Consider the following 21,251-nt stretch of genomic DNA (forward strand, 5'->3'; position numbering starts at 1 on the left):
CCCTTCCTTAGTAACTGATCACCACGCCGACGCTCAGCTGGTAGTCATCACCGGTTTGCAATGCACTGCCGGCATTGAGGTAACTGGCACTGACCAGCGCGTTGACGTCCAGGTGCTTGCCGTCGATAGCCACCGGAAACATCTTCCAGTAGTAGTTGAGGTCGATCATCTGCCCGACATTGCGCCCGTTGCCATTGCTGCCCTGGTTGATGGCGCGATTGCGCTGCGAACGCTGGTCGCCGTTCATGCGGATCGGCAGGGTACCGTCGGCATCGCGCAGGTCCAGCTGGGTCACCCGCAAGTCCAGTGCGCTGCGCGGGGTAGGGCGGGTCTCCACGGCAAAGCCGTAGTAGCTCAGGTTGCGCAGGTCGAGGGCGACGAACGAGCTGGTCAGGCGGGTGCTGTAGGAACCGGTGCGGGTGATGCGGTCGGACTGGATGGCGTTCAGGCGGAAGCCGTCGTTCTCGTCGCTGGGCTTGTCGGTCAGGCCCCCTCGCAGTGCCACGCGCGGGGTCCAGGCCAGATCGTCAAAGCGCTTGCCGACTTCGCCGAGGACCGCCCAGCCCTTGCTGCTGTGGCCGGTGGTGGTGACGCCGTTGCCGTCGGTGTTGTCCATCTTGCCGTCCAGCGCCGCCAGTTCCAGGTGGTAGTCGCTGAGCACTGGGTAGGCGAGGTTGTCGCCCTTGAAGAACAGCCCGTAGCGCATGCCCTTGAAGTCGTAACGGTCGCCGGCGTCGTGGCCGCTGTGGTCGTTCTCGTGCATCAGGCGCACACCGACCTGGTTGTTCTGGCTCCAGCGGTAGGCGTACTGGCCCATCAGGTAGGTGGTGCGCTCCTCGCTGTCGGCCAGGCGGTTGACGTCGGTGTTGTAGTTATGGAACTTCTGCCCGACGGCGAAGAACGCCTCGCTGAAGGTGTCCTGATAGTTGAAACGCAGCGACTCGAGGCTGTCGTCCCACCAGATGCCGTAGTCGTCATAGAAGCGCTGGCGGCCGAACGATGCAGAGAAGCGCGGGTCGTCGCCGATCAGGTTGCGCTTGACGTACAACTCGCGCAGTTCGGCGTACCAGCCTTCGGGCTGCTCGCGTTCGTTGGCGTTGGATGCCTCGTTGGTCAGGTTGCTCGACTGGCTGGAGTCGTAGTTCAACCACAGGCGGCCGTAGACCGTCCACTTGGCCCAGCGCTTTTCCGGCGAGTACCAGGCGAACGATGGCTCGTAACGCAGGCTGTAGAACATCTCACGTTCGCTGCCGACCTGGGAGTCTTCAGGGCCGTAGCCGGTCTGCACGGTGAGCTTGTTGAACACTTCCGAGGTGATCACCGGCTCGCTGCCATCCCGTGCAGTGACGCGCACCGGTTCGTTGCTGTCGGCCTCGGGGCCGGTGATTTCTTCTGCGGCGAACGCCGCCGGCAGCGGCGCCAGGGCCAGCAGGGCGCCGAACAGGGGGTGATGCGCTTTCACAGGGTGGCCTCCTTGAACAGCCCGTTGCGAGCGGCCAGGGCACGCTCGATATCATCCTTTGGCAGGGTCTTTTCCAGGCGCCTGATCAGGCTGCGCGCGCTGCGTTCACCCAGGTCGAAGGCGACCCGGGCATAGGTGTAGGCCTTGACCGGGTCGTGGCACAGGGCACGGCCATAGGCGTGCAGGGTGGCCATGCGGTACCAGGCGGCGGTGTTGCCCTTGTCGGCTTCGGCCTGGAACAGCGCCAAGGCCTTTTCCTGGTCAGGCTGGTCTTCGACGCCCTTGCTGTAGTACTCCCCCAGCAGCAGGCCGGCACCGGGGTAGCCGTTGGCGCGCAGTTCATCGATCAGGGCGCGGGCTTTGTCCGGGTCCAGGGTCAGCCAGTTGTTGACCATGTAGAACTGCGCCTGCAAGGCTTTGGCCCGGGTGGGTTCGCGCTCGCGCACCTGGTCGATCAGCGCCTGGGTTTCCTCGGCGTTGTGCTCGGTCGGGTTGGAGATCATGTAGTTGGCCTTGGACACCATGGCCGGCACGAAGCCGTGGGCCACGGCCACATCGCGCCAGCGCTGGACGCGGGCGGTAGCCAGGTTCAGTGCCTCGTCCTGGGCCTTTTCGCGGGCCTGTTGCTCGGGCGTCGGTGGCAGCTTTTCGGTGCCGGGTGCGCTGGCCTGGTTCTCATAGCGGTCGGCTTCCTGTTCGGCGCGCTGCACGCTGGTAATGCTGTCGAGCAGCGCGGCGACGCGGTGGATGATCTCCACCGGCAACTGCTCGCGCTCTGGCTCGAGCTGGTCGGCGAAGGGCGGGAACAGGCGGTCCTGCTGTTCGCCGAGGAACGCGTAGTAGCGGTCCAGGGCACGCACGTCCACGCGCACCGCCTGGCGATACCAGCGCTCGGCGCCGGCACGGTCACCCTGGCGTTCGGCAAGCACGGCGTGGTACAGCGCAGGAAGGCAGTTGAGCAGGCAGGCCTGTTCGTACAGGGCCAGCAACTGCGCCGCCTGGGCGGTGTCGACCAGCTCCGGGTAGGTCAGGAACACTTCCAGCGTGGTGCTGGTGTTGCGCGGGTCGAGGTTGGCCGGGTAGCGCGTCAGTGCCTGGGCCATCCACGGCCGCAGCGCCTCGCGCAGGCTTGGGGTGCGGTCGATCAGGCGGGCCAGCGAAGCCAGTGCCGGGACCATGCCATGGCCGTCGGCAAAGGCCTTCTGGTACAGCGCCACCACTTCCGCGCGGCTGGCATCTTCGCGCCCGGCCAGCACATCACCCAGCAGCAGGGTACTGGCCAGGTCGCCACGGGCAGCCAGTTCGCGCAGGTCGGTAGTGACCTCGGCCGACGGGTCCTTGTACAGCGCGTAGCGGATCTGCTCCAGGCTCTGCCCGGCGCTGGCCGAGCTGGCGCAGGCCAGCGCCAGGCCAGCCAGCAAAAGGCGGGGGGGCATATTGGCGGTCATGGCGTCATCGTCCTCGGCCGTTTAGCGCGCTGCGCCGAACGGCAGGCCCATGAACAGATCGACCGCTACCGCTTTCTGGTAGGCCGCCGCCGGCAACGGGCTGTCAGGCTTGATGGTCAGCGCCAGGTTGCGGTTGACCTCATCGACCCGTGCGTCGACCACCTTGCCGCTGTAGTGCTGGTCGAGGCCGAACACCTGCATGTCCACCGACTTCACCCGGTCGACATCGGCGAGCTTGTCGAACGGCACATTGGCGCGTACGAACAGGCCCTGGTCCTTGGGCAGCAGGTGCATCAGCGCGGCCTCTTTATAGCCGTAGCCGTCCAGGCGTTGGTTCGGGTAGTAGACCGTGCAATCGCACGGGCTGTTGATCACGGTCTCGATGGTGGCGCGGCCGAGCAGGGTCTGCAGGTCACCCGGCGACAGGTCGGCGACCGCCTTCATGTCGGCCGGGCTGGTGAAGCTGGTGGCCAGCTGCGTGGAGATGCTGGCCAGCGGCTGGCCGGCCTGCACTTCGGTGGCGCCGGCAGGCAGCAGGTACTTCACATAGCCGTTGTCGGGCATGCTGATGACCTGGGCGTTGGTCGCCACCTGGGCCTGCAGCGCCGGGATGCGGAAGAACAGCAGGTAGCCCTTGTAGCCGACGAAGGCCAGCGCGGCGACGCCAGCGGCGGTGTACAGCAAGGTGCCGGTCAGGGCCTTGAGGCGGGCGCCCGGGGTGCGTGCGCTGGCGTACTTGTGCTTGCGTTCCTTGATGTAGTTCTCGCGCTGCATGACATTGAACAGGCCGTTGATGTCGGCGATTTCGCCGGACATGTAGGCGCTGATCAGGTAGCGCAGGATGTCGCGCTTCTGTGCATCGAGTTCGACGAACTGCGCGCCCACTTCGCTGCCACGCTGGGAGACGATGCGGATCTTGCTGTCGATGTTCAGGTCGACCTGGTTCAGGCGCAAGCGGATCGAGGCGTCGTACAGCGTGCCGACGTTCAGCGGCGCGTCGTGGATCAGGCCCAGCCCGCCCAGGGAAATATCCTGCAAGGCGACTTCGAACGGGGCCTGGCCGGCACTGGCCAGGCGCACCCGTGCGTTCATCCGGGTGCGCACGTACTGGCGCTCGTCGACCGCCTCGTGGACGATGTTGGCCGCTGTCTTGCCCGGGGCCGCGGGAATGTTCGTGGTACTCATGTGCAGGCGCCTTTCCTTAACGTTGCGAGAGTTCTAGGAGAACGGTGATGACCCCGAAGAAGATCGCGATCGACGAGCACAGCATCGCCTTCGAGGACCAGCGGTTGAGGCTGGCGTCGAAGTCGACGCTGCCAGTGGCCAGGGTGGTCTTCTGTCGCGTCCAGCTTTGCTGGTCCATGTGGAACATCGCGTAGACCTTCATCAGCGAACCGACGATCTGGTTGTAATAAAGAACGAAGGGGTACATCGGGCTGACCGGGTGGCCGGCGAAGACGAACAGCACGGTCACCAGGCTGCGCGAGATCAGCACCCAGAACAGGTACACCAGCAGGTACTGGATACCGAACACCAGGCCGGCCACCACCGAGGCGGTCAGGCCCATCAGGCAGGTCCACATCGACACGCGCTGGTCGAGCAGCACGTACAGGGTGAACAGCCCCAGGCGGGCCCGGCCGAGCAGGGCAGTGGCGCGGAAGTTCTGCCGCAGCGAGTTGCCGTACCAGCGGAACATCAGCTGGCGGGTGGCGATCCAGAAGCTGTCGCTGGGCGGGTGCTCGACGGTCAGGGTATGGCTGTCGGGCACGTAGAAGGTGTTCCAGCCAGCGCGCATCAGGCTCAGCCAGCTCGACTTGTCGTCCCCGGTAAGGAACTGGAAGCGGCCCAGGCGCCAGTGTTCGAGGAAGTCGGCCTCGACGTCGCGGATGAACTCGGGGTCGGTCATCACTTCGGCGCGGAAGAACGACAGCCGCCCGGTCAGGGTCAGCACACGGTGCGACAGCGCCATCGAACACATGTTGATGTGGCGCTGGACGAAGCGCATCGAGTGCCACTGGCGCATCCAGCGGCTGCCCTCGACTTCGCAGAATTCGTTGGTGGTCAGGCCACCCACGTCTGGCAGCACGGCGAACAGCTTGACCGCTCGCTCGACACAGCCAGGCAGCATCATGGTGTCGCCGTCGACCACGCCGACCACGGCGTCACTCAGCGGCATCTGCCGCGACAGCGCGCGGAACGCATGGGCCAGGCCGTCACGCTTGCCGGTGCCCCGGGCGCGGACGATCACCAGCTTGATGTCGTCACGGTCCTTGACCTCGTTGCGCATGATCTGCTTGATGAAGGTCTCGTCGCCTTTCTCGACGATCGAGGCGATCACCGTGCAGGGCACGTTCAGCCGTTGCACTTCCTGGAACACCGACTGGTAGACCTTGAAGGTGGTGGTGGTCGGGATGCGGAAGCTGGTCACCACCATGAACATGTGCGAGGGCAGCGCGGCATCGCCCAGGCGGTCGACCTGCCGGCGCAGGCGCGGAAACTTCCAGTGCAGGAAGTACATGCCGCGCAGGTAATGGACCACGGCATTGCCGTAGCGCCACATGCCCAGCGTGCCGATGATGAAGATGAACAGGTGGTGGTCCGGGTCCAGGTACTGCGGCGCGACCATCTCCGACGCCAGCGCAATCAACCCGGCGAGGCACGCCCAGCCGAAGAAGCTGGCGCCTGCGCGCAGGTAGCCGGGGGCCACGAAGGGCGGTTGCTGTCGATCCATGTCGGCTTGACTCCTGTTTTTGCGGTGCCCGCGCGCCACCCCGCCGAGGCCTGAGCCAATGGCGGGTGGTGCGCGGTGGGTGCCGGGTCGGTTACCAGCAGATGCCTTGGCTGTGGCTGTCGCTCAGGCCGGGCATGAAGCCGACCAGGTCGATCACCTGCTTGCCGTGGCCGCTTTGCAGGGCGCTGGCGAAGCGTGGGTCGTTGTTCCCCAGGACGATCACCTCGGCGTCATCGATCACCTGCTGCAGGTCGCTGTGCAGCAGCGACGAAACATGGGGGATCTTCGCTTCGATGTAGTCCTTGTTGGCCCCGTGCACGCGGGCGTATTCGACGTTCTCGTCGAAGATGTGCAACTGGTAGCCCTTGCCGATCAGGCGCTCGGCCAGTTCCACCAGCGGGCTTTCGCGCAGGTCGTCGGTGCCGGCCTTGAAGGCCAGGCCCAGCAGGGCGATCTTGCGTTTGTCCTGGCGCTCGATGAGGTCGAAGGCGTTTTGCACCTGCGAGGCATTGCTGGCCATCAGCGAGTCGAGCAGCGGCGCCTTCACATCCAGGCTGGCAGCGCGGTAGGTGAGGGCGCGCACGTCCTTGGGCAGGCACGAGCCGCCGAAAGCGAAGCCCGGGCGCAGGTAGTAGCGGGACAGGTTGAGCTTGTGGTCCTGGCACACCACATCCATCACCTCGCGGCCATCGACGCCGGCAGCCTTGGCAATGTTGCCGATCTCGTTGGCGAAGGTGACCTTGGTCGCGTGCCATACGTTGCAGGTGTACTTGATCATCTCGGCGACTTCGATCGACTTGCGGATCACCGGTGCCTCAAGGCCGTTGTACAGCGACTCGAGCAGGTCACCCGACTGGCTGTCCAGTTCGCCGATCACGGTCATGGCCGGGAAGTCGTAGTCCTGGATGGCCGTGCTTTCGCGGAGGAATTCCGGGTTGACCGCCACGCCGAAGTCGACGCCGGCTTTCTTACCCGAGTATTGCTCCAGGATCGGGACCACCACGTTCTTTACCGTGCCTGGCAGCACGGTGCTGCGGACCACCACGGTGTGGCGGTTGGCCTTGTCGCGCAGGGCGGTGCCGATTTCCCGGCAGACCGCCTCCATGTACACCAGGTCCAGGTCGCCGTTCTTCTTGCTCGGGGTGCCGACGCACAGCAGCGACAGGTCGCTGGCGAGGATCGCTGCCTGCACGTCGGTGGTGCCGCGCAGGCGGCCTGTGCTGACACCGTCTTGCAGCAGCTGTTCCAGGCCTGGCTCGACGATCGGCGATTTGCCCTGGTTGATCAGTTCGATTTTTGCCGGAGAAATGTCCACCCCCAGCACGTGATGGCCGCGGGCCGACAGGCACCCCGCACAGACTGCGCCTACATAGCCAAGTCCAAAGATACTGATGTTCATACGTCCCTCTCCCTGGGGCACGGCAAAGCCGGCCGAGATACATCGTTCATGAAGTTGTCGAATGGCAGACGCGCAGAAGTAAGCCGCGCTCGAAGTGGCGTTGCAGGCTGTTTCTTAGTGGTCTTTTTACAGCCTAAGGGCGTTTATATTTTTATTGCAAGCGCTGATATTGGGTTGTTTGAAATTAATTTAATTCTTTCCTGTTAAAGTTTAAAAACTCTTATAAATCAATAAGTTAAAGTTGCTGTTAGTTGGGCGTCAAAAAAATGATAACCCCCTGAATGGCGGTAAAGTGACGCCAAGGACGTGGCGTTTTCCGGGTTTCTCTCTCGGCGTGGTCAGCCTGAACTGCACCGCTGGGACGGATAAAATCCCTGTAAATCAAGGCCTCGCAGGGCGCGGTGGTGGCGCAATACTGGCTTGCGACGAAGGTCGACGATGGGCATAGTGACCGCACAGTCTGCAGCTGCTCTCAGGATTGTGAGCAGGTAGCCCATGACGGCACAGGAACAAGGAGAACGTCATATGAAAGGAATCGGCCCACGGCTGCGAGAAGAGCGTGAACGGCTGGGCATGACCCAGCGGGTATTTGGTGACATCGGCGGCGTCGAACCCAACGCTCAGGGCAAATACGAAAGTGGCGAGCGCACGCCTCGCGCGGATTACCTGGCAGCGCTGGCGACCAAGGGCGTGGATGCGCTGTATGTGCTCAGCGGGGAGCGCACTCCGGCGCCGCTGGAAAGCCTGTCGGCAGATGAAACCGGTCTGCTGGGCGCGTTCCGGCGGTTGCCGGCGGCTGACAAGGCGGCGTTGTGGCATCTGCTGGGGCGCCTGGTGGGTGAGGGCAGTGGGGGGGAACCGGCACGACAGCTGCGTCATGAGCGTCAGACGTTTCTGTAGGAAGTTTTACGCTAGGTCCGCCGTGAAAAATTTTGTTAAGGTGGCGGGATCCAATCGCCCTGTTGACGAGGTGTCTGCTTGATTAGGGTTCTAGTGGTCGACGATCACGATCTGGTTCGAACCGGTATTACTCGCATGCTGGCTGATATCGACGGCCTGCAGGTGGTGGGTGAGGCGGATTCGGGCGAGTCGGCGCTGAAACTCGCCCGGGAACTGAAACCTGACGTCGTCCTGATGGACGTGAAGATGCCCGGGATCGGCGGCCTGGAGGCCACCCGCAAGCTGCTGCGCAGCCACCCCGACATCAAGGTGGTGGCGGTTACCGTGTGTGAAGAAGACCCGTTCCCCACCCGCCTGATGCAGGCCGGCGCCGCCGGTTACCTGACCAAGGGCGCCGGCCTGGACGAAATGGTCCAGGCCATTCGCCTGGCTTTTGCCGGCCAGCGTTACATCAGCCCGCAGATTGCCCAGCAGCTGGCACTGAAGTCGTTCCAGCCGCAAGCGTCGCCGTTCGACGCGTTGTCGGAACGGGAAATCCAGATCGCCCTGATGATTGTCGGCTGCCAGAAAGTGCAGATCATCTCCGACAAGTTGTGCCTGTCGCCCAAGACCGTCAATACTTACCGCTATCGGATTTTCGAAAAACTCTCGGTCACCAGCGATGTCGAACTGACCTTGCTGGCCGTTCGCCACGGTATGGTTGACGCAAGCCTCTAATCCTTCATGTCACAAGTCTTTGATGCCAGCGCGTTCCTGGCGACCTGCAGTGGTCGCCCAGGCGTATACCGGATGTTCGACGCCGAGGCGCGGCTGCTCTATGTGGGCAAGGCCAAGAACCTCAAGAAACGCCTGGCCAGCTACTTCCGCAAGACCGGCCTGGCGCCGAAAACCGCTGCGCTGGTGGCGCGCATCGCCCAGGTCGAAACCACCATCACCGCCAACGAGACCGAGGCGCTGCTGCTCGAGCAGAACCTGATCAAGCAGTGGCGCCCGCCGTACAACATTCTGTTGCGCGACGATAAGTCCTATCCGTACGTGTTCCTGTCGGAGGGTGAATTCCCGAGGCTGGGCATCCACCGCGGGGCGAAGAAAGCCAAGGGGCGGTATTTCGGGCCGTACCCCAGTGCGGGCGCCATTCGCGAGAGCCTCAGCCTGCTGCAGAAGGCCTTTTCCGTGCGCCAGTGCGAAGACAGCTACTTCGCCAACCGCACCCGCCCCTGCCTGCAGTACCAGATCAAGCGCTGCAAGGGCCCGTGCACCCAGCTGGTCACGCCCGAGGAGTATGCCGAGGATGTGCGCCACTCGGTGATGTTCCTCGAAGGCCGCAGCCAGCAGCTGGGCAACGAACTCAACGAAGCCATGGAAAAGGCGGCAATGGCCCTCAACTTCGAGAAGGCCGCCGAGCTGCGCGACCAGATTGCCTTGTTGCGCCGGGTCCAGGACCAGCAGTACATCGAGGGCGGCTCCGGCGATGTCGATGTGGTGGCCGCCTTCGTCAACCCCGGTGGTGCCTGTGTGCACCTGATCAGCGTGCGCGGTGGCCGGGTGTTGGGCAGCAAGAACTTCTTCCCCCAGGTGGGCATCGAGGAGGAGGTAGCCGAAGTCATGGCTGCGTTCCTGTCGCAGTACTACCTGGGCAATGCCGAGCGCGAGCTGCCCGGCGAGCTGATCGTCAACGTGGTGCACGAAGACTTCGAGGCGATCACCGAAGCCGTGCAGAGCCTGCGCGGTCGCGAGCTGAGCATCAGCCACCGGGTGCGCGGCACCCGCGCACGCTGGCAGCAACTGGCGGTGACCAACGCTGAACAAGCACTCAATGCTCGCCTGGCCAACCGCCAGCACATGGCCGCGCGCTTCGAGGCCCTGGCCGAAGTGCTTGGCCTGGATGAGGTACCGCAACGCCTGGAATGCTATGACATCAGCCACTCCAGCGGCGAAGCCACGGTCGCCAGCTGCGTGGTGTTCGGCCCGGAGGGCCCGATCAAGTCGGATTACCGTCGCTTCAACATCGAAGGCGTTACCGCTGGCGATGACTATGCCGCCATGCACCAGGCCCTGACCCGCCGTTACGGGCGGATCAAGGATGGCGAGGGTAAGTTGCCCGATGTGCTGCTGGTGGACGGCGGCAAGGGCCAGCTGAACATGGCGCGCGAAGTGATGCAGGAGCTGGCCTTCACCGACCTGACCCTGCTCGGCGTGGCCAAGGGCGTGACCCGCAAGGCCGGCTTCGAGACCCTGTACCTCAACGACGTGACCCATGAGTTCACCCTCAAGGGCGACAACCCGGCGTTGCACCTGATCCAGCAGATCCGCGACGAAGCCCACCGTTTCGCCATCACCGGCCACCGCGCCCGGCGCGGCAAGGCTCGCCGCACGTCGAGCCTTGAAGACGTCGCCGGGGTAGGGCCCAAGCGCCGCCGCGACTTGCTGAAACACTTCGGCGGCCTGCAGGAGCTCAACCGCGCCAGCATCGATGAGATCGCCAAAGCGCCCGGCATCAGTAAAAAGCTCGCCGAGTCGATTTATGCCAGCCTGCATAGCGAGTAGAATGCCGGGTTCAACCCGCAGCCAGTCGTACCGATGAATATTCCAAACCTGCTCACCGTTCTACGCGTCCTGCTCATCCCGATCTTCATCCTGCTGTTCTATGTGCCCTATCACTGGAGCTACATGGCCGCCAGCACGGTGTTCGCCATCGCCGCCGCCACCGACTGGCTGGACGGCTACCTGGCGCGTCGGCTGCAGCAGAGCACACCCTTCGGCGCCTTCCTCGACCCCGTGGCCGACAAGCTGATGGTGGCCGTGGCCCTGGTGTTGCTGGTACAGGTGCACGCCAACTTCTGGCTGACCCTGCCGGCAGCGGTGATCATCGGCCGTGAAATCGTCGTTTCGGCATTGCGCGAGTGGATGGCCGAACTGGGCGCGCGGGCGCATGTGGCGGTATCCAGCCTTGGCAAGTGGAAGACCGCGGCGCAGATGCTGGCGCTGGTGATCCTGCTGGCCAACCCGCCGGTGGTAAACTTCTGGGTCGTGTTGGGCTACGGCCTGCTGTTGGTGGCGGCGGCGCTGACCCTGTGGTCGATGGTGCACTACCTGCTGGCTGCCTGGCCGCACCTGCGCGAAGGCTCCGAGCAAAAATAAAACTTTTTTGAATCAAGGGGTTGACGCCGTTTCAGATATCGCTAGAATGGCACCCATCACGACGCGGGAATAGCTCAGTTGGTAGAGCACGACCTTGCCAAGGTCGGGGTCGCGAGTTCGAGTCTCGTTTCCCGCTCCAGATTGGCCTTAACGAATGCTTTCGGTAAGGCAAGAAAGAAGGCCCTTCGGGGCCTTTTTTCGTTTCAGTCGAATCCGCACAGATCCACGGCCATCCGGCCTTTTCCAGTCCCGAAATGACTACACCCTCGGCCAGCAAAGGCGGGAGGGCCTTCCCTACGCTGCAGGCGTTCGGCCACTAGTACACGCGTGCTAATCGACCTTGGCGAGGCAGCTTTCGTATAGTCCGTGCCGGATTACAGCAATCGGGACAGGACTTCCATGAAAGACAGACTTCTATCCTCAAGCCGCTGGTTGGCCATCCTGGCCATGGCGTGTAGTGCGACGGCCATGGCCGATCAAGCGCCGGGTGACTACTGGATCATCTACGGCAAAGGGGAACGTCTGCACAACGAAGTGTACGTTGCCGACAGTGCCGGCATCATGCAAAAGGCAGGTGGCGTGCAGTCGGCGCAGGTCATGCAGCTGTTCGAAGACCCCGCTTATCCAACCCTTGTCGCCTATGAAGTCCAGGTCAAGTGTAAACAGCGCCAGATACGCCTTGACAGCGCCCGTGCGATACGGCGCTTCGACGGCGCAGTGAAGGATGTGAAAACCAATGCCCGCAGCTGGGTCGCACCGAAAGACTACTGGTTGAAGCGTACCTTCGCCTTTGTTTGCGCCCCTGAAAATCGAGCACGCAATCAGATGCTGCCGATCGGCAAGATGCCTCCTGCCCAGATGGTTGCTACCGTCCAAGCCATGTTCATCCAGTTGGTGGGTGTGCAAGCCAACAGCCAGGCGGTGCAAGAGTTGGACGACATGCTGAGCAAAAGCCCTTGATGACCCTCCGTACTGGGCTGCTCGGCCTGATGCTGCTTACGCTCACCGGGTGTATTCCGACCCTGCCGGAGCTGCGTGCCAGCCATCAATGGCAGGGGCGTGACGCCAAACAGGCGATTGACTTCTTCGGCCCGCCCGGGCGCATGGAGCCATTGCCTGGCGGAGCGGGGGTGCAGCTGGGCTGGTACCGCGACACCACTTACGTACGCCAGGAGGTCGTCGGCAGCACCGCTGAAATGCAGGGCAACGTGATGGTCCATACCAACTACTGGGATGACGTGACCCATCCGGGTGGCTGCACGATCCTGATGAGGGTGGACAAGGCGCGGCTGATCAGCGACTTCTCTACGAAGGGGCGTTGTAACGGCGTGAGTCTGGCGCCTTAGTCCTTTTTTTGGGAGGCGTGCGTGCTTGCCTGCAATAATCACACTTCCCAAGCAGTTCAGGTCGACTCGACAGGCGTGGCAGAGGGCGACGGCGAACTGCCTGGTCGGGTTTCAGGCAATGCCACCAGCACCAGCACGAAGGCGACTGCGGCAATGGCCGCCAAGGCAAGAAACGCTGCGTCGTAGCCAGCGGCCTGCAGCACCAGCCCGGCGATTCCAGGGCTCAGCGCCGCGCCCAGCCCGAACGTCGCCGTCAGCGCGCCGAGGCTGACATTGAAGCGCCCGCTACCTTCGGTCAGGTCCTTGACCACGATGGGTAACAGTGCGCCGAAGATGCCCGCGCCAATACCGTCGAGCAATTGCACGCCTACCAGCCAGAACGGGTTGTCGGAAACCAGGTAAAGCGCACCCCGTATCGGCAGGATGAGAAAGCCGGCCAGCAGGAACGGCTTGCGCCCCCATTGCTCGGCCTTGGCCCCGACCAGCAGCGCCATCGGCACCATTACCAATTGCGCCGCGACAATGCAGGCAGAGGTGAGCGGGGTGGCCAGGCGCAGGTCGATCTGTGACAGCTTCTGGCTCACCAGCGGCAGCATCGCCGCGTTGGCAAGGTGAAACAGCGCGCAGCACACGGCGAAGATCAACAGGGTACGGTTGTGCAGCAGCAGCTTCAGCCCGGCAGGGTGGTCAGCCGCCATCGGGCCATGGCCAAGGCCGCGCGCCAGCTGGTGGTCGATGGCCGCAGCGGGTACCCGGGCCACGGTCACGATGCTGGCCACGGTCATGATGGCCATCAGGTAGAACACCACCACCGGGCCGAACAGGTACGCCAGGCCGCCGGCCAGCAGCGCCGAGCAGGCATTGCCGGCGTGGTTGAACGTTTCGTTGCGGCCCACCCGGCGGGTAAATGCCCTTGGGCCCGTGATGCCAAGCGATATGGCGGCAATCGCCGGCGCAAACACCGAGCCTGCAAGGGCCGCGATCGTCTGGGTCAAGGCTACCCCGGCGAACGACGATAGCCACGGCAGCAGCAGGCAACTGCCGGTCACCAGCACGGCGGCAATCACCACCACTGCGCGCTTGGCCCTGGTGCTGTCGATCAATGCACCGGCCGGGGTTTGCGCCAGCAGCGCCACGATACCCGCCACGCTCATCACCAGGCCGATACTCGCGGGTTGCCACTGGTGCACGGCAAGCAGGTAGATGGCCAGGTAGGGCCCCAGGCCGTCGCGCACGTCGGCGAGGAAGAAATTCAGCCAGTCCAGGGCACGGTGATGCGAGGCGAGGGGCTTTGAAGGGGTCAACACTGCAATCTCGTGAAAGCCAGGGGGGCGCGATCGGCGGCCAATATGCGCAGGGCTGACCGCTCTGGTTAAGGACTGCCAGTGTAGCCGACAGGTTCCTGGCCCAGGCGCGCACCATGGCATCAACCCACCGGTCAGCCGCCTGAGTATCGTGGCCCGTGGCAAGTAACGTCCACTACCGGCATGCCCGCACGTCGTGCGGCCTGCAACCCTTGTTCGCTGTCCTCGAACACCAGGCACTGCGCAGGTGCCAGCCCCAGTTCCCGGGCGGCCTGCAGGTGGATGGCGGGATCGGGCTTGGCCTTGCCGACATCGTCGAAGGTGACGAGGGTGTCGAACAGTTCGGCCAACCCCAGGGCGGCCAGTGAACTCAGGACGATCTGCCGAGAGCCGCTGGACGCCACCGCCAAGGGCTTGACCCCGGCGAACCGCCTGGCGATTGCCGTCACCCGGGTAATCTCCCGCACCTGTAGCGACAGGTTGGCCAGGTAGTGCTGGCGCATGGTCGCCACCACCCTGGGGCGATCCAGCGTGACCTGATAGGTGTGTTCGAATTGTGCCATCAGTTGCGCCTCGCACAGGCCGCAGCGGGCAGCGTGCCATGCGCCGTCCATGACGTTGCCAGACCCGGCGAAGGCCTCGCGCCAGGCAGCGGCATAGGCGGGCAGGCTGTCGATCAGGGTGCCATCGCAGTCGAAGATCAGGCCGTCGGCGGCCTGCAGCAGTGCTTCCAGCGCGGCGTCGGACAGGTCGTTCATGGCGCCTCGCCCTGGCCGGGATAGCGGGTCTGCAACACCACCGCGAGCGCATCCGGGCGCCAGAACTCCTGGTCGAATTCGACCGGCTGGCCGCGTTCGCCGAAGCTCAGCCGTTCCAGGTAAAAACTGCTCGAGCCTGGGGAGACCTGCAGCAGGTCGGCCTGAAAGTCGTTCATCGTCTCGGGGTGCATGCACAGTTCGCTGCGCGACTGCACGCGGCCGAAACGTTCGCGCAGCAGGGCGGTCAGCGAGGTGTTGAGGTCGGCGTCGAGCAACCTGGGGCACCAGTCAGCCACCAGCACGTTGCACTCCAGCAGTACCGGACGCTGGTCGACCCAGCGCCGGCGCTGCAGGTAGAACACCGGCTCCTCCGGGTGTTCCAGGCCCATGCGCTTGGCCAGCCAGGCCCCGGCCGGGCGGCGTTCGGCGTGCAGGCACTCGGTGCGTGGCGTGCGGCCCTGGGTGGCGACATATTCCATGAAGCCGATGATGCCGGTCGGGTCGTAGCGGATGCGTGGCGGGCTGACGTACCAGCCGCGGCGGTCCTGGCGGTAGATGACGCCGTCGGTTTCCAGCAGCTGCAGGGCCTGGCGCAGGGTCACGCGGGTGCAGCCGAAGCGCTCGGCCATGTCCCGTTCAGCGGGCAGTTTGCTGTCGGCAGGCAGGCAGCACTGGGCCAGCTCGCTGGCCAGTTGATCGCGGATGCGCAGGTAATGGGGCTGGGAGGCGCGCCAGGTGGCTTGCGGTTGCGACTCGCTGACGAACGAGGTACGGAACGGGTTCATTGCACCCCCTCGACGCCCGCCGGCAGTGGCCGTTGCCGGGCCCGCAGCTCGTTGCGCCAGGCCAGCAGGCCGTAGCCGGCCAGTACCACGAAACCGGCGTACAGGGCGGCCGTCAGTTGCAGGTCCCTGGACAGGAACAGCCCGACGTAGGCGCTGTCGAGCACGACCCACAGCCCCCAGCTGGCGACATACTTGCGTGCCGCCCAGAAGCTCGCCACCAGGCTCAGCGAACTCAGCAGCGCGTCGATCCAGGGCGCTGAAGCATCGGTGTAACGCTGCATGAGGGCCCCCAGCACCGCTGCACCGGCAAGCCCGGCCACCAGGCTGATGATGGCTTCGCGGCGTGGCAAGCGTTGCACCTCGACCTTGCCGGCGGCACTGTAGCCTTGGCTCCAGCGCCACCAGCCGTAGCCCTGCAGCACGGCGAAGACCCACTGCAACAGCATGTCGCAATACAGCTTCACTTCGAAAAAGATCCAGGCATAGAGCAACACGGCCACCACGCTGACCGGCCAGCACCAGCGAATGCGCTGGGTGGTCAGCCACACGCCGAGGATGTTGAACAGCACGGCGATGATTTCCAACGGTGACATAGGCACCTCCAGGGCCGTTCAGAAATTCACGGTTGCAGACAGGCGGGCGGTGCGCGGCGCTCCCTGGAACAGGTAGCCGTCACCCATGTACTCGCCCACATCGCGCCAGTAGCGCTTGTCGAACAGGTTGTCCACGCTCAGGCGAAACACCGTTTCATAGCCCTCCAGGTCGAGGGTGTAGCGCGCGCCGGCATCGAACACGGTGTAGCCATCGACCTTCACGTTGCCGGCCTGGCTGGCATACTTGCTGGCGCTGTAGCGCAGGCCGCCGAGCAGGGCCAGGCCCTTGACGCTGGCGATGCTGTAGTCGGCGTGCAGGCTGGCGCGCACCTTCGGCACGTTGATCGCCTGATGGCCTTCGTAGCGGTCGGTGCCGCTGTCCTCGACCCGGGCGCGAATGGCCGCGGCACTGGCAGCCACCTGCAACTGCTCGGTCAGGCGCCCGTTGGCGGAAAGTTCAAGGCCGATGTTTTCCTGGTCGCCTTGTTGTACGTAGGTGAAGCTGCCGTCATCGTTGGGGCGCGAGTACTGATAGGCCTTGCTGATGCGAAACAGCGCGGCGCCGAAGCTCAGGCCCTGCCAGTCACGCTTGGCGCCGAGCTCCAGCTGGCGTGACACCGTGGGTGGCAGGATCTCGTAGGCATTGGTGGTGAACCAAGCCGCTTCGCCGCCCAGGGACAAGCCCTTGCTGTAGCTGGTGTACAGGGAAATGTCCGGGCTGGGTTTGTAGATCAGTGCCACATTGGGCAGGAACTCCGAGCGCTGGGTATGGCGCGTGGTATTGCCGTCGATGTCGAAGGTTTTCTCGTCGAGGCGGACCTGGCGGCCGCCGAGAATGGCCTGCCAGTGTTCGCCGTAGCTCAGCCGGTCGGTGAGGAACAGGCCGTACTGGCGGCTGTCCAGGCGTCGATAGGTATGCCCCAGTGGTGCGCTGCTCGGCGCAAAGTCGGGTACGGGCTGGTAGATGTTGGCGGTGCCCACCCATTCGTTGACCGCGTCGCGGCGGTCGACGAGCCGGCGCAAGGCGCTGCTGCCAAGGGTCAGCTCGTGCTGCAACGGGCCACTGTCGAAGCGCCCGCTCAGGGTCGCCTGGAGCTCGTCGTTGCGGCGGGTGTCGTCGGGGCTGCGGAAGTCGTAGACGTCGTAGTCGCCTTCGGGGCTGAAGTAGTTGGGCACGGCGGAGCTGGCGCAGCTCGGGGCGCCATAGCAGCCCCAGGCGAAGGCACTGTAGTCGTCGATCACCACCCGGCTGCGCGAAGCGCTCAGGTTGGCGCTCCAGTCATCGTCGAAGCGGTACTCGAAGCGGCTGCCAAGGTTGAGCGAGTCGATACCCACCGGTTTCGACCAGTGCTGGTCGGCCAGGCGGTCCTTGGGGTCGATGCCGCTGGGCACCACGTTACCGCCAAGCAGCTGGTAGCCTGGCACCGAGCGTTGTTCACGGGTCTGGTATTCGGCATCCAGTTGCAGCAGGGCGGCGTCGCTGAGGCTCCAGTCCACGGCCAGGGAGGCGAAATCACGTTTGCCGTCGGAGTTGTCCACATAGGTGCGGATGTCTTCATGGGCGAAGTTGGCGCGTACGCCCAGGCGCTGCTCGCTGTCGAGCCAGCCGCCAAGGTCGGTGGCCAGGTAACGCTCGCCCGACTCATTGCTCGCCACGGTGACCGAACGCACATTCTGCGGGCGCTTGGTGACGTAGTTGACCAGCCCGCCCGGCTCGGAAACACCGCTCTGCAAGCCAGACAGGCCTTTGAGCAGCTCGACCTGCTGTTTGTTTTCCAGCGCGACGTTCTGTTCGCCGGTGATGGTGCTGCCGTTGATCTTGTAGCTGTTGGCGGCGCTCAGGGAAAACCCTCGGACCACGAAGTTCTCGTAGTAGCCGATGGGTGCATAGCTTTCGCCGGTCGAGGCATCGTTGCTGAGTACTTCGCTCAGCAGCCGGGCCTGGCGATCCTTGAGCAGTTGTTCGGTGAACACCGCGACCGAGGCCGGGGTATCGAGCAGGGGGGCCTCGCCGAAGCCGCTCACTGCGGCAGTGCTGGCGTGGTAGCTGTCGGGTTGCTCGGCCGTGACCGTGACGGCCTCCAGCAGGGTGCTGTCCGCCCATGCCAGGGCAGGGCTGATCGACAGGCTCAGCAGCCCTGAGAAGAGGCCGTGGCGGTGTTGCAGGGACAGGGATGAAGCCATGGACAAACTCCTGGGTGACCAGCGGCGTGCTAGCGGAAAACGGGTAGACGGGTGCTCGCGATGTCGCGCGGGCGCATCGTACGGTTCACTTTTGCAAGGGGGAAGCCTCAATGCGCAGTGGCACCGTGGTCATTGGCAATGCAGGGTCGGCGGCCCATTCCTGGAGCGAGCCGTCGTAGATCGACATGCTCTGGCGGCCCAGGCGCGTGAGGGCCAGTGCAGTGGCGGCAGCGGAAATGCCGCCACCACAGTAGAGAATCAGAGGTTGATCGTCTTCGAGCAGCAGCGAGCCGAGGGCGTTGGCCAATGCCGTTGGTGGCAGGTAGCGGCCCTGTTCGTCGAACAGTTCGCGGGCTGGCCGGTTGAGGCTGCCGGGGATATGGCCGCGTCGGGCATAGCGGCTCACCGCGCTGCCCTCGAACAGCCCTTTGCCGAGTGCACATACCAGCAGGCCCGGGGCCTTCCCCTCGAGCACGGCCTGCACGTCTTCGCGGCTTGCCCAGTAACCTGCCTGAATGGTCAGGGTGGTCTGGGAGCACGGTGCCGTGCCTTGGGCCTGCTGGCCTTGGGCGAGCGGCAGGCCGGCCAGGCGCCAGGCCTTCAAGCCGCCGTCGAGCACCGAGGCGGTAATGCCCATGCTGCGTAACATCCACCAGAGGCGCGCCGCCCAGAAACCCTCGTGCCGGTCGTAGATCACGATCTGCCGGGCACCGCTGATGCCCAGGCGCGCCAGTGCAGCCTGGGCAGCCGCTGGCGAGGGCAGGGCAAAGCTGTAGGAGACCGAGGTATCAGCCAGCTCGCGGGTCAGGTCGGCATGCCGTGAGCCTGGGATATGTTCGGCCAGCCAGGCCGCATGCCCGCTGGCCACACGGTAGTCGCCATCGAAGCGCGCGGCGGCCAGTTCGACGCTGGCGTCGATGACCACCAGCCCCGGCTGCTGCAGGCGCTGTTGCAATGCGGCGGGTGAAATGAGGATGTCGGGCATGGCGGGCTCCTGTCAGCGCGTGCGGGCGATGCGGTCGAGATGATCGAGCAGGCGCAAGCCTTCGCTGCCGCCAAACCATTGGCCATGGCCGATCAGGTAGTTGTGGTAGGCGATGTCGGCGTTACTGCGGGAGCCGACGATGCCCTGGAAGTAATCGATTTCCGCGAGGGCGAAATCCACATGCACCAGCGGCAGCAGTGCTTTTAGCGTGAGCAGGTCGGCCTGGGTCAGCGCACGCTGACGGTGATAGCCCTCCAGCAGCGCATCGACGGCGTCGAGGTCGGCGCTGGCGCGGCCGCCAGCATCGAGTTCAAGCCAGGGGATGCAATTGCGCTCCAGTGCGGTCGCCAGGTCGAACAGGGCGAAGGTCAGGTCGCTCAGGCCGAAGTCAAGGATGCTCTGTACCTGGGCGCTGCTTCCCGGTTCGGTCCACAGCAGGTTCGACGCGTGCCAGTCGTTGTGCGTCCACAAGGGGGCCTGCTGCGCGAGCAGTGGCAGCAGGGTCCGGTGATGGGGCAGATAGAGTTCGCGAAGTGCCTGCTGCCAGTGCTTGCCCGCGAGGTATTGGCTCAATGCCGGCCGTTGTGCCAAGGCCTTTTCGATCGACGTCAGTGGGGCGCTGCTGCCGAACAGGCGCAGGTTGGCGACCAGCACCGGAGTGCGCCGGGCGCCTACGGTGAAGCCTTCTGCGGCCTGGTGCAGGCTAGCGAGGGCCGCACCCGCCGCGTGGGCATGCGCCAAGGTAAGGAACGGGGTCCACGACAGTGCCTCACGGTACAGGTCCTGACCCTGGGCAAGCGGCAACACTTCGTAGGTCCATTCACCCAGGGCGATGGCGCTGCGTTCGTTGCGGTCGAACAAGGGCGTGACAACCGGGGCGCCACGCTGTTCGAGGTAATGAACGAAGCGGTGTTCCTCCAGCAGCCAGGCGGGCTGGCGGACACTGCGGTGGTGGCGCTTGACGAATACTTCACCGTGCGCAGTGCGCACCTGAGCGGCCGCCGAGAAGGGGCGTGGGCTGTGCCAGTGCAGCGAGTGCACCGCACCCACTTGCGGGAAGTGCTGAAGCACGTCTTCGACATCCTGTTGTGACAGGGCCGGCCAGTCGGCTGCTACCGGTTGCAAGCCCATGCCGTGGGCGATACGCACGGGCTCGCTCATGCCTGCGGCTCCGTCAGGTAGCGGTTGCTGGTAGCACCGCGCCAGGCGTCGGCATCGGCCAGTACGCCATGGCGGTGCAACCAGTGGGCGTAGGGTGCGATCAGCTCTTCACGTTGCTGGCCCCAGCGCCCTTGGTGCAGCCAGGTGGGGGCGATGTGCTGCAGCGACTGGCTGAGCAGTTCACCCGGAAAGTACGGCGTGGCGGCCTCATAGGCGCCCAGGGCGCTCTGCGGGTCTTCGGCTGCCGCGCGAAAGCCGCGCTCGGTGGCGGCGAGAAAAGCCCGGGCGGTCTCGGGGTTGTCCTCGAACCAGCGTTGCTGGCCGCCAAGCAGGTAGCTGTGGTAACGCGGTGCGCCGATCTCATCGACCGGCCATACGACGCGGCGCTCGGCCGGAATCGGGCTGTCCATCAACGCCTCCCAGGCCCAGTAGCCGCCGAAACTGGCATGGGCGATGCCCGCCGCCAGGTCCTCGGGACGCAGCTCGCGCACTTTGCTGTCGACGATGATGACGGCATCCGGGTCGCCACCATCCTCGGCCACCAGATGGCGGACCATCGCCAGGCCACGGGGCGTAGGGTTGAGCGCCAGGCGTTTGCCAGCCAGGTCCCGGGGGCGGCGAATGCCGAAGTCGGTGAGCGTCTGGATTGACTCCAGACCCTGGTGGTTGATGGCCGCGACGCCCAGCAGCGATTGGCCAAGGCTGCGCCTGACCAGCAAGCGGTTGCTGGGAAACACGCCGACGTCTGCCTTGCCTTGGAGCAGGTGTTCCAAGGTGTCGCCGTGGAAGGGGTCTGGTACAGCAAGGTGTACCGACAAGCCGGCATCCTGATACCAGCCGCGCTCCCTGGCGAGGTAAAAACCTGCCGAATTCGGCCAGGGGTGAAAATATTCCAGCATTACCCGTACGGCGATCATCCTGTCGTGCTCCTTGGTGCCCTCAGGGCTCATGGAGCGATTTAACGGGGAGGTCTCTGGTATATACCAATACCCGTGAGCTATAGAGATATTTCTATTAGAAATAACTGTGGTCTTTTTTATTTCTTTATTTGGGT

At 64.4% G+C, this 21,251-nt stretch carries 19 protein-coding genes and 1 tRNA gene; 7 read left to right on the forward strand and 13 right to left on the reverse strand.

Annotation, left to right across the window (positions count from 1 at the left end; translation table 11 throughout):
• Positions 1-7: 7 nt before the first annotated feature.
• The 5 genes from HU738_RS13420 to HU738_RS13440 all read right to left on the reverse strand — a co-directional run bounded on the left by HU738_RS13420 (position 8) and on the right by HU738_RS13440 (position 7,040).
• Positions 8-1,462, reverse strand: a complete 1,455-nt coding sequence (locus HU738_RS13420; protein ID WP_186603518.1) for an alginate export family protein — start codon at positions 1,460-1,462, stop codon at positions 8-10.
• Complete coding sequence (locus HU738_RS13425) at positions 1,459-2,898, reverse strand: tetratricopeptide repeat protein (protein WP_225923455.1); 1,440 nt, start codon at positions 2,896-2,898, stop codon at positions 1,459-1,461. The genes HU738_RS13420 and HU738_RS13425 overlap by 4 nt, the downstream gene beginning before the upstream one ends.
• A gap of 33 nt (positions 2,899-2,931) precedes the next feature.
• Positions 2,932-4,095, reverse strand: coding sequence for a PilZ domain-containing protein (locus HU738_RS13430; RefSeq protein ID WP_186603516.1), 1,164 nt, complete (start codon positions 4,093-4,095; stop codon positions 2,932-2,934).
• Positions 4,096-4,111: 16 nt separating this feature from the next.
• Positions 4,112-5,641 carry a glycosyltransferase gene (locus tag HU738_RS13435; protein WP_186603515.1) on the reverse strand — a complete coding sequence of 510 codons (1,530 nt, stop codon included), beginning with the start codon at positions 5,639-5,641 and terminating at the stop codon, positions 4,112-4,114.
• A 91-nt stretch (positions 5,642-5,732) separates the two neighbouring features.
• The gene (locus HU738_RS13440; RefSeq protein WP_054884908.1) at positions 5,733-7,040 is read right to left on the reverse strand and encodes a nucleotide sugar dehydrogenase; all 1,308 of its coding nucleotides are present in this window, start codon (positions 7,038-7,040) and stop codon (positions 5,733-5,735) included.
• Between the two features lie 525 nt (positions 7,041-7,565).
• Here HU738_RS13440 and HU738_RS13445 point away from each other — a divergent pair.
• From HU738_RS13445 to HU738_RS13475, 7 genes are all read left to right on the forward strand, one after another.
• A complete protein-coding gene (locus tag HU738_RS13445; RefSeq protein ID WP_176508605.1) occupies positions 7,566-7,940 on the forward strand; it encodes a helix-turn-helix domain-containing protein in 375 nt (124 codons plus the stop codon).
• A 78-nt stretch (positions 7,941-8,018) separates the two neighbouring features.
• Entirely contained in the window at positions 8,019-8,657 is a 639-nt protein-coding gene (gene gacA / locus HU738_RS13450) for a response regulator transcription factor GacA (protein WP_054884910.1), read from the forward strand.
• Positions 8,658-8,663: 6 nt separating this feature from the next.
• On the forward strand, positions 8,664-10,487 hold the full coding sequence (gene uvrC, locus HU738_RS13455; RefSeq protein ID WP_186603514.1) for an excinuclease ABC subunit UvrC: 1,824 nt from the start codon (positions 8,664-8,666) through the stop codon (positions 10,485-10,487).
• 33 nt (positions 10,488-10,520) lie between these two features.
• The gene (gene pgsA, locus HU738_RS13460; protein ID WP_186603513.1) at positions 10,521-11,081 is read left to right on the forward strand and encodes a CDP-diacylglycerol--glycerol-3-phosphate 3-phosphatidyltransferase; all 561 of its coding nucleotides are present in this window, start codon (positions 10,521-10,523) and stop codon (positions 11,079-11,081) included.
• A gap of 63 nt (positions 11,082-11,144) precedes the next feature.
• Positions 11,145-11,220: transfer RNA gene (locus HU738_RS13465), tRNA-Gly, on the forward strand.
• Positions 11,221-11,480: 260 nt separating this feature from the next.
• The gene (locus HU738_RS13470; protein ID WP_186603512.1) at positions 11,481-12,041 is read left to right on the forward strand and encodes a hypothetical protein; all 561 of its coding nucleotides are present in this window, start codon (positions 11,481-11,483) and stop codon (positions 12,039-12,041) included.
• A complete protein-coding gene (locus HU738_RS13475; RefSeq protein WP_186603511.1) occupies positions 12,041-12,427 on the forward strand; it encodes a hypothetical protein in 387 nt (128 codons plus the stop codon). Before HU738_RS13470 ends, HU738_RS13475 begins: the two co-directional genes overlap by 1 nt.
• A 56-nt stretch (positions 12,428-12,483) precedes the next feature.
• Here HU738_RS13475 and HU738_RS13480 read toward each other — a convergent pair whose 3' ends face one another.
• The 8 genes from HU738_RS13480 to HU738_RS13515 form a co-directional block, all read right to left on the reverse strand.
• Positions 12,484-13,731, reverse strand: coding sequence for an MFS transporter (locus HU738_RS13480; protein WP_225923458.1), 1,248 nt, complete (start codon positions 13,729-13,731; stop codon positions 12,484-12,486).
• Between the two features lie 134 nt (positions 13,732-13,865).
• On the reverse strand, positions 13,866-14,489 hold the full coding sequence (locus HU738_RS13485) for an HAD family hydrolase (protein ID WP_186603509.1): 624 nt from the start codon (positions 14,487-14,489) through the stop codon (positions 13,866-13,868).
• Positions 14,486-15,274 carry a GntR family transcriptional regulator gene (locus HU738_RS13490; protein WP_176508595.1) on the reverse strand — a complete coding sequence of 263 codons (789 nt, stop codon included), beginning with the start codon at positions 15,272-15,274 and terminating at the stop codon, positions 14,486-14,488. Before HU738_RS13490 ends, HU738_RS13485 begins: the two co-directional genes overlap by 4 nt.
• A complete protein-coding gene (gene pnuC / locus HU738_RS13495; RefSeq protein ID WP_186603508.1) occupies positions 15,271-15,867 on the reverse strand; it encodes a nicotinamide riboside transporter PnuC in 597 nt (198 codons plus the stop codon). The genes HU738_RS13490 and pnuC overlap by 4 nt, the downstream gene beginning before the upstream one ends.
• An 18-nt stretch (positions 15,868-15,885) precedes the next feature.
• On the reverse strand, positions 15,886-18,051 hold the full coding sequence (locus tag HU738_RS13500) for a TonB-dependent siderophore receptor (RefSeq protein ID WP_186603507.1): 2,166 nt from the start codon (positions 18,049-18,051) through the stop codon (positions 15,886-15,888).
• 85 nt (positions 18,052-18,136) lie between these two features.
• Positions 18,137-19,036, reverse strand: coding sequence for a sulfurtransferase (locus HU738_RS13505; RefSeq protein WP_186603506.1), 900 nt, complete (start codon positions 19,034-19,036; stop codon positions 18,137-18,139).
• Between the two features lie 12 nt (positions 19,037-19,048).
• Positions 19,049-20,197 (reverse strand): phosphotransferase enzyme family protein, encoded by a 1,149-nt coding sequence (locus tag HU738_RS13510; protein ID WP_186603505.1) that lies wholly within the window; start codon positions 20,195-20,197, stop codon positions 19,049-19,051.
• Entirely contained in the window at positions 20,194-21,114 is a 921-nt protein-coding gene (locus HU738_RS13515) for an ABC transporter substrate-binding protein (protein ID WP_176508590.1), read from the reverse strand. The genes HU738_RS13510 and HU738_RS13515 overlap by 4 nt, the downstream gene beginning before the upstream one ends.
• Positions 21,115-21,251 lie beyond the last annotated feature (137 nt).

The organism is Pseudomonas vlassakiae, assembly GCF_014269035.2.
GTDB classification, from domain to species: Bacteria; Pseudomonadota; Gammaproteobacteria; order Pseudomonadales; family Pseudomonadaceae; genus Aquipseudomonas; species Aquipseudomonas vlassakiae.